Origin of the sequence: Leptolyngbya sp. PL-A3, from assembly GCF_039962325.1 — a bacterium.
Classification (GTDB): Bacteria; Cyanobacteriota; Cyanobacteriia; order Elainellales; family Elainellaceae; genus Vacuolonema.
This window is the reverse complement of the sequence record NZ_JAMPLB010000050.1, coordinates 35,590-49,054: the sequence shown is the minus strand read 5'-3', so window position 1 is coordinate 49,054 and position 13,465 is coordinate 35,590. Positions and strand designations below refer to the sequence as shown.

Here is a 13,465-nt window from a genome sequence, read left to right as displayed (position 1 = left end):
GCGATCTAAACGACCTAAGCATCGATTAGGAGGGTCTGGGGCTGTAACCCAGTCCTTGGTGGCCTGAAATGCTCCACCTGAAATGGCAATACTCACGCCAGATGACCCACTAGTAGGCTACGGCCTAAGTTCGTTGCCTACTAGGGTCTGTTTTAAGGACTATCTTTTTGTGCGCAAAGCATACGGAAAGATACTCCTTAAAACAGACCCGAAGAATTAAGCATGGGTTGTGCCATCCGGCATAATTGCCCCGGTCAAAATCGCCCCAGTCAACTTCACCATTAACTTGTCTCGTACACCTACCTGAGCATTGCTGAGATCGGCTCCAGTCAGGTCGGCTCCACTTAGATCAGCTCCAATCAAGTTGGCCTCACGCAAATTAGCGTTGCGGAGATTTGCTTGCAACAAATTGGCCCGGAAGAGGTTGGCTCGTTGTAGGTTGGCATCACTGAGGTTCACTTTGTGTAAAAAGCAATCACTCAGATTCGCATTACTAAGGTTCGCCCGGCTCAAGTTGCGCCCTGAAAGGTCTTTCTCCTTCAAGTTTTGGCCACTCAAATCTGCACCACTGAGGTCAGGGGCTTGAGGGCGAGGGGGAGGCGGTGACTGGGGAGGAGGAGTATAGGACTGGTTATTCGTTGATTCGTACTTAGCGTAGTTATAGGGATTGGAGCGGTAACTGTAGGACCCCGAGCTATGGCTATCCGACCCATTCTGGCTGGAGGAAGGGTTGCTTGAGTGATTAGAGGAGTGGCTGCTTGAAGAAGAGGAAGGGTTGTTTGAGTGATTAGAGGAGTGGCTGCTTGAAGAACTCGAAGAATGGCTAGATGAATGATTTGTTGAGCTAGCACCATTGGGGCTAGAGGAGTGCCCTGGCGGTGTATAGCCATTGCTATTAGAAGCCCCATAAGGTGAGCGTGAGCCGTTGTTCGGCTGATGAGGCTGAGAGTAGGACTGATAGTAATAGTGCGGACGGGGGGGCGGTTGGTAATAGGACCGAGAACCCCGAGAAGCATTCGAATAGCTGCGGTTGGAGGAAGATGAAGAGGTTGAACCAGAGGAAGGCGGAGTGGAGTGGGTATGAGTCGCGCGCTTCGCTTCTCGCATAGAGCTACGTAGGCGATCGCGCGCCTGGTTCAGCTCCTTCAACTTCTCCTGAGCCTTTTCTAGCAACCGCTGATTGTCCTGGGGAATCCGATCCGGATGCCAGATAAAGACCAGATCTTTATAAGCCTGGTTCACCTCTTCCATGGATGCTCCAGGCTCAAGACCTAATACTCTATAGCTATGGTCAATATCGTTCATTCAGGTCGCGATCGCGTTTCCAGTTTCTTTTATCACCGTACTCTATAGCCCTGTCTATTTATTATTTTGACTGACTCGACCTACCTTTGAGCAGCTTTTAATCAAGGTAGACACCGAGACAGCACAACAGACCGAGCTTTGAGGAATGTATACGCTATTATGACGGATCCTTGGGATGAAGCATCCGTGACACCCTAAGCCTATCGCAAGTCTGTGACTTCTTTTCAGGCCAGAGACTGGGAAGTGCTTAAGTTTTCGTAAGCTTCCCCCACTATCCTCAGCTTATCGGGGGAGAGAGCCGTAAACCTCTACAATCCCATTTAAAAAGGAAAGTTTTTGAATGGTATCTCCAGAAAGAGGGTTTGAAAAGCTTTGGGACGGATTGATCTTTAGAGCGCTGGGTGCGCTAAAAATCAACTTTTCAAACATCCAGGGTCTGGTTAGGACTATGGGTATCTATGGCGAATCTCCTGTTTGAGAAGTTCAGACATTCACAATATCCCAAAATTTTTAGAAAAGTACGGGACTGTTGCAGAACATCACTTGTTTTGCGCCGTTCCCTAGTTAATGTGACAAAAGGGAAGGCTGGAACCAGTCCCAGTCTTCCCTTTTGTCGCATTTATTCAGAAGATTAATCAGGTAGGCTAGCCCAGGCGTGGGCCACCAACTCGCTAAGCTGTTGGCGGGCAGCCGGTTCGAGTAGACGATCATCCGCCATTACTTCAGCCGTGAGGTCTTCCAGGGACCGCCCTTCTTGGCGAGCCAGCCGAATAACCCCGGCGATCGCCGCCGCTACAACAGTTTCATCAACAGGGCGATGGCGCAGTGCCACAATTTCCTCAGGGTTCGTTGGGATGGGATAATTCATAGCTGGAGATGGCCGCTGCCGGTCCGGTTCTAAGATAAGGATGGGGATAAAACCAAAAATATGAGAGATTTGTAAAGATCCTTAAGGTTCGCGTATAGCGAAGTTTAGCGCACTCCTGATCAAATCAACACAGGAATTCTGGGAAATTCCCGAACTAAAACGCTGATGAGAGAGATCCTATACCTGGAAATTCCAACTCCCGATACGGAAGCCGTACGGCAGTGGCTCCAAAACTCCTTTAACCCTGGCGTGGGGCAGAAGCTCGTTACCCCAGATGGCTTTCGCTTGGTGCTACATGATAGCTCTCATATCGCCACAGAATCTGAAACAGGGTCATCGGCCCAATGGGTGACTTTTGTGTGGTCGCTGAACCGCAGTACTTATTTAAAGGTATTCCGCTGGTGCGATCGTTCTACCTACGAAGAATCTCAACTTCTAAAGCAGTTGACTCAGGCCATCCGTCAACAGTTTCCAAACGAATATCCCGCTCCACCCGACATTGACCTGACACAACAAAGCATCTTTGAGGCATTGGCCTCCCACTATCCCAAAACCGTCCAGTACTTCCAGCAGATTCCGAATGGGGAGTACGACCTGACGCGGGTGTACTGGTGGGAGCGACGGTGGCGAGATGGGGTGAATCATCCCCAGCAGCCCCGCCCCGTTGTCTTTCCCCAATCCAATAAGACTGTCCAGGAACTTCTGGCTCAACAGGGCCAGGGCACCCCACCTCCAACCTATGACCTGATCTATGTTGGTGGGGCATTGGGTGCTATTCATGCCGCAGTGATGGCGCAGTTGGGTTACCGAGTGCTGCTGCTAGAGCGCCTACCCTTTGGGCGAATGAATCGGGAGTGGAATATTTCTCGGCAGGAGTTTCAGGGCTTGATCGACCTGGGCCTATTTACCCAGGAGGAGTTTGAGTCCATGATTGCCCGGGAGTACCGGGATGGATTCAACAAGTTTTTTGATGCCAACAACCCGGCGATCGCCAAAGCCCCTATCCTCCACACCCCCACGGTGTTGAATATCGCGATGGATGCCGAAAGGCTGTTGGGGCTGTGTGGCGAAAAACTGCGGGCTGCAGGCGGCGATATTTGGGACGAAACCGAATTCGAGCGGGCCGACATGGCCCAGGACGGGGTCGTGCTACAGGTGCGAAACCTGGCTACTCAAGTTCCCCGATGCGCCATAGGTCGGCTTCTGGTCGATGCCATGGGGACGGCTTCCCCGATCGCCTGGCAATTAAATGGCGGTCGTGCCTTTGATAGCGTTTGCCCAACGGTCGGAGCCGTTATCGACGGTGGCTTCGAACCGGGCGTCTGGGATTCTGACTACGGGGATGTACTGAATAGCCACGGAGACGTGTCGCGAGGGCGGCAGTTAATCTGGGAACTATTCCCCGGTCGGGGTGACGAACTCACCTTCTACCTGTTCCATTACCATCAGGTTCACCCCAAGAACCCCGGCTCCCTGCTGGATCTGTACGAAGACTTTTTCACGATCCTGCCGGAGTATCGCCGCTGTGATATGGACAAGCTGCGCTGGAAGAAGGCCACCTTCGGCTACATTCCGGGATTCTTTAGTGTGGGTGGGGGCGATCGCACCGTCGCAGGCGATCGCCTAGTTGCGATCGGTGATGCCGCATCTCTGCAATCTCCCCTGGTATTCACGGGCTTCGGCTCTCTCGTGAGAAACCTGCCTCGATTAACAGTGCTGCTGGATGTAGCTTTACGCCATGATCTGCTTCAGGCCCAATACTTAAATCAGATTCGCGCCTTCCAGAGCAACATTGCTGTGACCTGGCTGTTCTCCAAGGGGATGATGGTACCCACGGGTAAAAACATTTCGCCCGAGCGGGTGAACTCCATGCTGAATACTTTCTTCGGAATATTAGCTGCAGAACCCCCTGAAGTGGCTGATCGCTTTATTAAGGATCGAGCTGGTTGGAAAACTTTTAACTATATGGCCATTAAAGCGGCCTGGAGAAACCCGCGATTGCTGCTGTGGATTTGGGAATTAGCCGGCCCACGCGACCTGATATGGTGGGTCGGTAGTTACCTCAACTTTACGTTGATGGCTCTGGTGAGCTGGTTATTTCAATGGCTTCCTGGCTTTACTCAGTGGGTGCAGCCCTGGTTGGAACCCCGCAATCCTGGCCTATGGTTCTGGCTGTTGTCTCGTAGTTATGGGCTCACCTATGGCATGGGAATTCCTCAGGGGATGCGACAGGGGATGGGGCGATCGCTTCGTTCTACTCCCCCCCGAGTGGTCTCACCCCCTGTTTCGTCGGGCACTACGCCTATGGGCTGATACGCGTGAAATGCCTCAGGGGCCTGAATATCGCGTAATCTCCCTGAGATCCAGGTTAAGACTTCCTTACTTACTATCGACAAATAGGTGGTTGTTCCGGATGTCTACTGATAGACTGGGTATAGTTTGAAGTTTCTATGAGATGTCTCCTGCACCTCCGGGTTAGCACGTGGGCTTCATGGATGCAAACTGAATCTCCTTGATACTGAATAGTGTTGGTCTGTGGTGTCATGTCTTGTGCATGGCACTTTATTTTTGTGAATGTTTTTTGAAAGGCAGAAGGCAGAAGAGGGAAGGTCGTGGGGAATCGGTAATAGAACAAGAGAAGGACTTGCTTACCTTCTTTTCTAATCCTCAATCCTTCGCCTTTCCTTCTGCCCTCTGCCTTCTGCCTTACAGCGCTTTTCAAGCGCTGTCAATTTGAAATATTACAGAATGCTGCTGACGAACACTCACTCAACAGGTACTCTCGTTAGACTGAAAGGCGATTCTCTTCAGAGGGTTGAGTTGTCCCCAATTGCCTTTTAGGCCGCTCATCCCAACTAAGAGGTTTGAAATCTCCTGGAAAGGGCTGATTCTTTCGGTGCTGTAAGGCCAAAAGAATCAATATTTCAAACACCTTTTGATAGCCTCTGATAAGCGAGTGAAATTTATGCTAAATCGTGTGCTGAGCACCGTGTTGATTGGCCTGTTAAGTCTGGCATCACTGGTGCTGCCTGCATCTTCAGCCCAGGCTGCGAGCTGTACCCTCACGGCGATCGTCTGGGAGGGATACACCGATCCATCCTTTACTCAAGCATTTGAAGAACAGACGGGTTGTACCGTTAAAGCGACCTATGCCGGCTCGAGTGACGAAATGTTCGCAAAGTTCCGCACGGGTGGCGGTCGTAACTATGATTTGATTTCGGCTTCGGGTGATATCACAGAAAGACTTTACAAAGCTGGATTGGTGGAGCCTATCGATACCAGCAAGCTGCAAAATTACAGCAGTGTGTTCAAATCCTTTCAGGGTGGTAGATGGAACACGTTTGATGGCAAGCCTTATGGTGTGACTTTCGCCTGGGGACCGAATGTGCTGGTTTACAACACAGAAGACGTGAAAAAAGCACCCACCTCCTGGGATGTGTTGTCAGATCCGCAATATGCCGGGAAAATTTCTCTACCAGACAACCCCATGACTATCGCAGACGTAGCGCTGTGGTTAGGGAAGCCCGATCCCTATGATTTAAGTGATGAGGATCTGGCAGAGGTGAAGGAGACCCTACTGGCCCTGCGACCCAACATCCGCAAATTCTGGACGACTGCCGGGGAGTTGGCCAATCTATTCCAGTCGGGTGAAATTGTAATGGCCCATGCTTGGCCGCTGACTTATACCCAGCTCAGCAACGAAGGGTTTCCGGTAGCCTCCGCCAGCCCTAAAGGGAAACTGACCGGATGGACGGATTCCTGGATGATCTCCAAAAACTCCCGCCATGAAGATGCCGCTTATCAGTGGATTGATTATATTTTGAGCGGCGAGGGCCAAAAAGGCGTGATGGATGTGACCGGATACTCGGGCGCAACCACCCTGGGCGCTAAAGCCGTTGGCGCTGAAAAGGCCCACGAGCTGTTTATGGATGACCTGTCGCTGCACTCCCAGATCAACATGTGGCAGAGTGTGAAAAATTACGACCAGTGGGTTCAGGTGTGGAATGAAATCCGTAGCTAATGCTTTCTTCTAAGAATCTGCTTTAAAAGTTAATTTTTCGTGCGCTACGCGCACGAAAAATTAACCCTTGGCGGACTTTTCAAACAGTTTCTTGCCATATGTTCAGTAATTCTCGTTTTGGAATCCAGCCGGAAAACTGCTCGCCCGGGACGAGCCGTTTTCCGGCTTCAAATCCGAGAGTTCGTGCCCGTAGGGCACGAACTCTCGGATTTGAAGCTCACAATGAGAATTGCTGCCATGTGTTACGCAAGCTTGACGGCGATCGCCCCACCCGGTAAAACAGCAGAGTATAGGCGATCGCCCTTTAGGATTACCAATATGGAAGACCCCAACAATCGCAAAGCGCTTTCAGTGCTTTGTCATGCGGCTGTTTTTCTGAGCTCGACGATCATTGCCATTTCGATTCCCATTATTGTTCTCTATGTTTCAAATGACCCCGTCGTGAAGGAAAACGCGAAGGAATCCTTAAACTTCCATATCAATCTTTATGCTTATGCAATTCTCTTTTTTGTCTTAATTCTGTTTGTTATTGGCATTCCGTTGCTAGTGTTGTTGGGTGTTGCCAGCATTGTAATGCCTATCATTGCCATCGTAAAAGTGCTCGAGCGGCCTGACATTCCCTATCGTTATCCCTTTATCTTCCGCCTGTTCTAATCTTTAAAGCTGTAAAAGATTCCCGGGTGCATCCCACGTCTGCAAATTTGGAAACCCACTTTTGTGAGTGAAGCGGGCGAAGCCCGCTTCACTCACAAAAGTGGGATGCACCTAAATTCCCAGAAAAAACATTTTATGCTTTGGCAGATGAAATTAAGTCAAGTCTAGTTTCAAAACCTTGACGCGGGTTTGAAATCTTGGGTAGAACCACATTGGTACCTCTTAGATGACGATCTCTGGCTCCCCAAGTTTAACGATGGCAGACTCTAACACTCGCAAAATTCTATCGGTTATTTGTCACGCTTCCGTGTTCTTCACTTCCACCGTTGCGGTCATTGGTGTTCCCCTGGTCATCCTGTTTGTGAGCCAGGATCCGGTAGTGAAAGCCAATGCTAAGGAAGTTTTGAATCTTCAAATTAATTTGTTGTTCTATGGGCTTGTCTTTGGCCTTCTTGTACTTGTTGGCATTGGTATACCTCTTCTCATTCTGTTAGGAATTGCGAGCATCATTCTACCCATCTTCGCGATCATCTCGGTTTTGAATCACCCCAATACTCCTGCTTCCTATCCGTTTATCTCTCGGATTTTGTAAACCACCGTCAACTTTTCGCTATGGATGCTTCCTTTAGGCGATCGCGCTCCATCTTCCCCACAGGTCTGTATGCATCACTCATTCCACCTTTACTGTGGATGACGCTGCTGTACTTCGTACCGCTGGCAATTTTGATGTCCTATAGCGTTTGGAAGCTGGAGTCGTTTGATATTGTCCGGCAGTTCAATCTCTCAAATTTTCACGCGATTTTCACCAATCCATCCTACCGTACAGTCATTTTACGAACGGTAGGTACAGCGCTTGGGGTCACGTTGATTGACATTTTGATCGCGCTGCCTGTGGGGTATTTTATTGCCAACTATGGGCAGCGCTATCGTGGCATTCTCACCACGCTGGTTATCCTGCCGCTGTGGTCAAGCTACTTAGTTCGTGTGTTTGCCTGGAAAATTATTCTCGGCTACAACGGCATTTTGAATACCGCACTGATGGGTCTGGGCATTCTGCAAGAACCCAGCTCGGTCTTTCTTTATAATCAGTTCTCCACCATGCTGACCTTTGTGCACGTGTGGTTACCCTTTATGATTTTGCCCGTCATCACCGCCTTTGAAAAACTCCCGCGCAATTTGCTGGAAGCCTCTGCAGATTTGAATGCGTCGCCATTGGTTACCTTTCGACGGGTGATCCTACCTCTGGTGATGCCGGGAGTGTTGGCAGGTTCCATTAATGTGTTTTCGCTGACAATGGGCGATTTTATCACCCCCAGCCTGGTAGGCAGCCCCAACGGAATTATGCTGGGTAATTTGATTTCGTCTCAGTTTGGGGTGGCGTATAACTGGCCGTTGGGTGCAGCTTTTGCCCTGGTGGTGATGTTAATTGTGTTTGGGGGGTTGGCGATCGCCCTCCGCCAAGGCGCACTTGATTAAACTTCTAGCAAAGCCGAAAAAGTGTTAGCGCGATGGACAACACCACGCTAACACTTGCAAACAGGCATATTAGAAAGTTGCTCGGCTAAACATCATCAATTTCTACCGCTCAGTGGGAATACTAGGAACAATGCATTGAGTGCATCTAGCATGGCTCTGTTCAAATTTCCTTCTCGAAAACCCAATTCTGCTGCGGCTCCCGCTGCTCCCCCGGCAAATCGGCCCAAAACCCTGGCCGATTTGGAGCAGGAAATTAATGCGGCTCAGCCTGTAATGAAGCCTTATCGGATGGAGCCTCAGCCTGCCCGTCGTCGCTCTGGCTTTGGTGGCAAATTCTTTTTCCTGCTGCTATTGCTAGGGATTCCGGCAGCGGTTGTCTGGGCTGCCAACCTACCCTATGCACCTATCCGCCGTCCGATCGCTCGCAACATGCCCATTCTGCTGTTGCCCAGCTACATGCATGTAGACCGGGATTTTCGGGATGCGATCGCCCTCACCGAACAATCCAAGCAACTCATCGACAATGCCACCAGTTTTGCCGATATCCAGATGGGCGCTCAGAAGGTGACAGAAGCTCAGGCCAAGCTGGATGCGCTACCCCTGGATCTGGTGAGCTACTGGCCCAATCGCTATTACTACTGGTACGACTGGCGCTTCAGCCCCGTCGCCTTTAATGGAGCCCGGGCAGAGGTGGGACGGCTGCAAGCCAAAGTCTTTCAGGAGCAGAATGCCCATACGGTGCTGACAGATGTTGAGCAAGCGCTCAACAAGGCCAAGCAAAACTATCAGGCTGCACCCGATCTGGTATCGAAGCAGGCCGCCATTACAGCCTGGCGCGTTGCTCTGAATCAGATGGAGATAGTTCCTGCACAAACACTGGCAGGGGATATAGCACGACAGAAATTGGAGCCAGAGAAGGATGAGTTTCAGGCGATCGTAGGTGAATCGGCGACAAGTCGTGAGACCGCTGTGCTGATTGAATCAGCCCGAAGCTTTGCGTGGGAAGCCGCAAAGCGAGCACAAAACCCACCCCACTCGGTAGAAGAATGGGCGGCGATCGAACAGCTTTGGGAAAAAGCCATTTATCTACTCAGCCAAGTTTCTGCCACTACGGATCCAACGGGATTTGCTGAAGCCCAAAAGCTGATGGCAACTTATCAGTCAAATAGGCTGGATATTAGCATTCGGAAGCAGGCGGAGAGTGAGGCGATCGACTCATTAAAAAGGACACAGCAAGAAATTCAATCGCTACTGGCGCAATTGAACTATATGAACGCCAATCAAGTTGCTGCACGCTTGCAAGGCATTCTGACTGAGTTGAACAGCATTAAACCCGGCACAACCGCTTATAAAGAAGCTGAAATTTTGCGATTGCAAACCAACAACAAGCTGCAAGAAATCAGTCGGTAGAGGTTAATTGAGCCGAGTCGTTTACAACAATAGGATCTCCGGCTGAAGGACCATATTATGACTCTTCAGCCAGAGATCCTATTATTCATCGGTGTCGTGCAGTTTTAATTGCATACAGCAGCGATCGCTCATCGGCAACCCCCACTCTGCTTCAGCACTGCGAATCGCTCGTAAAGCAGGGCTGATGTCTTCGTCAGGGATAATTTCAAATCCTAACCGGCTGTAATAGGGAGCATTCCAGGGGATGGTGCGAAAGGTGGTGAGGGTGAGGGTGCTGTGGCCTTGGGCTTTGGCCCACTGAGCGATCGCCTCAATCAGCCGACGCCCGATACCCTGACGAGCGTACCGGGGATCAACATCAATCTCCTGAAGATGCGGTCCCGATGTCAGTACACGAACAACAGCAAAAGCAATAGGTTGATCCATTACATCCGCAGCAATCCAGATCAGGAGCCGGGGGGGATCTAAAACCCAGGTGTTGGGTTCTGAGTTGGCGATCGCTTCATAATCCGTTCCTCTAAACAGCTCGGACCCTGCCTTCTCAATCTGAGATAGATGGGGCAAATCCTCTAGGCGAGCGGGTCGAATGGTGACAGCATCCATACCATTTCTCGGGTTATTCGTTATCCTACTCCAACTGGCAAGTGTACCTATGACAAATTCATCACTAATTCATTAGGCATTTCATACACTGACATATAAATCTTTTCAACCTAGTGCTATATAGATGCAGGGCAAAGTTCTACATCCACACATCACCAGACAGGGAAATACTGCATGCTAAAAAGCATCATTTCTTAAAAATTACGTACTGATCACAATGCTGTCTATTCCCTCAACTCGATGTAGTTGCGAAATCATCTCTTAATAAGCTGTTTGAGAAGCTTCAAAGAAGTGATTTTCCGTGCTTTAAGGAGATAGAAATTAACCGTTGAATTTGACAAGGCTCCTGGAACTCATTTGAAGCAGACTTGGAAAACCTACCCAGCAGTATTGTTGGGTAGAATAGCAGTAAACTTACGCTCTTCAAACGGTTTAACCCTGGCATTTTATGGTGGAGTACCTTCAAACCCAGCTTTATTATCTGGCCCAGTTTGCCGATAATCTGGTATCCAGTCAACTGGCTCATCTCACCCCCTTGAGTATTGGGGTGATTTTTCTGGCAGGGTTACTCACCAGCCTGACGCCCTGCATGTTATCTATGCTGCCCATTACGGTGGGCTACATTGGCGGGTACGAAGCTCGGGGACGGTTGTGGGCAGCCGCACAATCTACCTGGTTTGCCCTGGGATTGGCAACAACCCTGGCTATCATGGGGGTGTTGGCGGCGATCGCCGGTCAAGTCTACGGCAAAATTGGCATTGGGCTTCCCATCGTTGTCAGCTTGATTGCCATTTTGATGGGGCTCAATCTGCTGGAAGCATTACCCCTAAGACTTCCCTCCTTCACAGGCATGGATTGGATTTCAGAAGATTGGCCCGAGGGCATTCGCTCCTACGTTTTAGGGTTAACCTTTGGGCTCGTGGCCTCTCCTTGCAGCACTCCTGTCTTGGCAACGCTTCTCGCCTGGGTTTCTACCACGCAAAACCCAGTGCTGGGAAGTAGTCTGCTGCTGGCCTATACGGCTGGATATGTCACGCCGCTCATCTTAGCAGGCACCTTTACGGCCTCGTTGAAGAAGCTGCTGGAGTTGCGCCGCTGGTCAGGGTGGATTACGCCCGCCAGTGGAGTGTTATTAGTAGGGTTTGGGGTATTTTCACTACTGGTACGGGTGTTGCCAACCACCGCTCTCTAAAACAATGAAGACACAATTGATAATTTGTCGGCATTCCCGACAAATTATCAATTTGAGTCAATTTCTACCAGGGCGGAATCTTTATTATTTCTAAGCTTTAGAGCAACCAAAATGGGCAAGTTTATTCAACAAATCCTGGCGACCGTGATCGGGTTGATTTTATTCGTAACGCTGGGGTTAGGAGGACTGTTATTGTTAGCAGCGATCGCCGCTGTAGTCACAGAAGGCCCATCCGCTAGCGTCAAAGACGACACCATTCTCACCCTGGATTTGAGCCACGGAATTACCGATGCTAATATTGATCCGCCTCTGGGATTAGTGGAAACAGCCCTGGGTTTAGAGAACAAAAGTCGGGCTGTCCCCCTGCGGGTTGCCATTGACGCGATCGACGCTGCCGCCAAGGATGATCAGATCAAAGCGCTCTACATTACGGGCACCCTGAGTTCCGTCTCGGGCTACGCCACACTAGAAGAATTGCGCCAGGCTCTAGTCGATTTCCGTGCTTCAGGAAAATCCATTTACGCCTATGGGGGCGGTTGGGATGAACGTGATTATCTACTAGTGTCTGCGGCCGACCACATCATCCTCACCCCCAACGCCTTGATGGAGTTGAATGGCTTACGCGCCGAAATGATGTTCTTTGCTGGGGCCCTGAATAAATACGGTGTTGGAGTTCAGGTCATTCGAGCTGGACAGTACAAAGCTGCCGTGGAGCCTTTCATCCGCACCGATAACAGCCCAGCGGCGGCCCAGCAAACTCAGGCCTTACTCGACGACCTCTGGCAAGAATTTGTGACCCAGGTAGCCGCAAGCCGCAAGCTAACTCCTGCCAAAATTGAGGCGATCGCCAACCAACAGGGGCTGCTCTCCGCCGAAGCGGCCAAAAACGCCGGGCTGGTAGATAGGCTAGCCTACCCGGATGAAATGGAAGCCGAACTCCAGAAGTTAACGGGTGCGGAGAAAGCAGAAGACATCCACGACATCAGTGTGATGGAATATGCCGAAGTAGCAGATGTGGGAACAACGAACGCCAGTGGCAACAAACAGGTCGCCCTGGTGTACCTGAATGGTGACATTGTGAGCAGCAGTGATAGCTCCGAGCAGATTGCGGGCGATCGCACCGCTGCCCTCCTCAAGAAGTTACGCCTTGATGATGACGTGAAAGCCGTTGTCCTCCGCATCAATAGCCCTGGCGGCAGTGCCTTTGCCTCTGAGCTGGTTGCACGGGAAATCAAGCTGCTGCATGATACGAAGCCCACCATTGCATCCATGGGTAACGTGGCGGCCTCAGGCGGTTATCAGCTGGCCACCTACGCCCACAAAATCTACGCCTCCCCCGCCACCATTACAGGCTCCATCGGGGTGTTTGGCATGGTGCCTAACGTACAAAAGCTCGCCAACGACAACGGCATCACCTGGGATAGTGTCCAAACCAACCCCAGCGCTGATCTGTATAGCATCTCCCGCCCCCGCACGCCTCAGGAGCTAGCCATGCTACAAGGCATGGTGGATCAAACCTATACTGACTTCCTGAACATGGTGTCTCAATCGCGATCGCTCCCCGTGGCAGATGTGCGAAAAGTCGCCGAGGGTCGCGTCTGGTCAGGCATTGATGCGAAAGGAGTTGGCCTCGTGGATGAACTGGGTGGGCTGGAAACCGCCATTCAAGCTGCCGCGAAGCAAGCAGACCTCGGAGACAACTGGAAACTGGTGGAATATCCGGATGCACAACCCTTCCAACTCCAAGCCCTTACCTCCATCTTGAGCCGAGTCAGTTCCCATAGCGCTGCCAATGATCCTCTCAATCAGGCGATTCAGAGAGCCCAGCGCGAGCTATCTTTCCTGCAAAACCTGGATGATCCTAAGGGAGTTTACGCGCGATCGGCATTCCAGCCAGAGATTCGCTAGTTCTCTTTCGACTTCCGCCGTGTTGGAT

At 50.8% G+C, this 13,465-nt stretch carries 11 protein-coding genes; 8 read left to right on the top strand and 3 right to left on the bottom strand.

Features of this window, described 5'->3' with window-relative positions:
* Positions 1-216: 216 nt before the first annotated feature.
* Together NDI52_RS26115 and NDI52_RS26110 are read right to left on the bottom strand one after the other, a co-directional pair.
* The gene (locus tag NDI52_RS26115; RefSeq protein WP_190771283.1) at positions 217-1,305 is read right to left on the bottom strand and encodes a pentapeptide repeat-containing protein; all 1,089 of its coding nucleotides are present in this window, start codon (positions 1,303-1,305) and stop codon (positions 217-219) included.
* Between the two features lie 631 nt (positions 1,306-1,936).
* Complete coding sequence (locus NDI52_RS26110) at positions 1,937-2,173, bottom strand: hypothetical protein (RefSeq protein ID WP_190771282.1); 237 nt, start codon at positions 2,171-2,173, stop codon at positions 1,937-1,939.
* Between the two features lie 165 nt (positions 2,174-2,338).
* Between NDI52_RS26110 and NDI52_RS26105 the strand changes: the two genes are divergently transcribed.
* The 6 genes from NDI52_RS26105 (at position 2,339) to NDI52_RS26080 (ending at position 9,734) form a co-directional block, all read left to right on the top strand.
* On the top strand, positions 2,339-4,486 hold the full coding sequence (locus NDI52_RS26105) for a flavin-dependent dehydrogenase (protein ID WP_348256560.1): 2,148 nt from the start codon (positions 2,339-2,341) through the stop codon (positions 4,484-4,486).
* A gap of 652 nt (positions 4,487-5,138) precedes the next feature.
* Entirely contained in the window at positions 5,139-6,194 is a 1,056-nt protein-coding gene (locus tag NDI52_RS26100; RefSeq protein WP_190771281.1) for an ABC transporter substrate-binding protein, read from the top strand.
* Positions 6,195-6,512: 318 nt separating this feature from the next.
* Positions 6,513-6,848: a DUF4870 domain-containing protein gene (locus NDI52_RS26095; RefSeq protein WP_190771345.1), complete on the top strand. Its 336-nt coding sequence runs from the start codon at positions 6,513-6,515 to the stop codon at positions 6,846-6,848.
* Positions 6,849-7,104: 256 nt separating this feature from the next.
* Positions 7,105-7,440, top strand: a complete 336-nt coding sequence (locus NDI52_RS26090) for a DUF4870 domain-containing protein (RefSeq protein WP_190771280.1) — start codon at positions 7,105-7,107, stop codon at positions 7,438-7,440.
* Positions 7,441-7,460: 20 nt separating this feature from the next.
* The gene (locus NDI52_RS26085; protein ID WP_190771279.1) at positions 7,461-8,324 is read left to right on the top strand and encodes an ABC transporter permease; all 864 of its coding nucleotides are present in this window, start codon (positions 7,461-7,463) and stop codon (positions 8,322-8,324) included.
* Positions 8,325-8,474: 150 nt separating this feature from the next.
* Positions 8,475-9,734, top strand: a complete 1,260-nt coding sequence (locus NDI52_RS26080; protein ID WP_348256559.1) for a hypothetical protein — start codon at positions 8,475-8,477, stop codon at positions 9,732-9,734.
* A gap of 81 nt (positions 9,735-9,815) precedes the next feature.
* On the opposite strand, the gene NDI52_RS26075 is transcribed toward NDI52_RS26080, so the two are convergent.
* Positions 9,816-10,337: a GNAT family N-acetyltransferase gene (locus NDI52_RS26075; protein ID WP_190775683.1), complete on the bottom strand. Its 522-nt coding sequence runs from the start codon at positions 10,335-10,337 to the stop codon at positions 9,816-9,818.
* A 448-nt stretch (positions 10,338-10,785) separates the two neighbouring features.
* Between NDI52_RS26075 and NDI52_RS26070 the strand changes: the two genes are divergently transcribed.
* Positions 10,786-11,529, top strand: a complete 744-nt coding sequence (locus tag NDI52_RS26070) for a cytochrome c biogenesis protein CcdA (RefSeq protein WP_190775684.1) — start codon at positions 10,786-10,788, stop codon at positions 11,527-11,529.
* Positions 11,530-11,640: 111 nt separating this feature from the next.
* Positions 11,641-13,437, top strand: coding sequence for a signal peptide peptidase SppA (gene sppA, locus NDI52_RS26065; RefSeq protein ID WP_190775685.1), 1,797 nt, complete (start codon positions 11,641-11,643; stop codon positions 13,435-13,437).
* Positions 13,438-13,465: the final 28 nt, after the last annotated feature.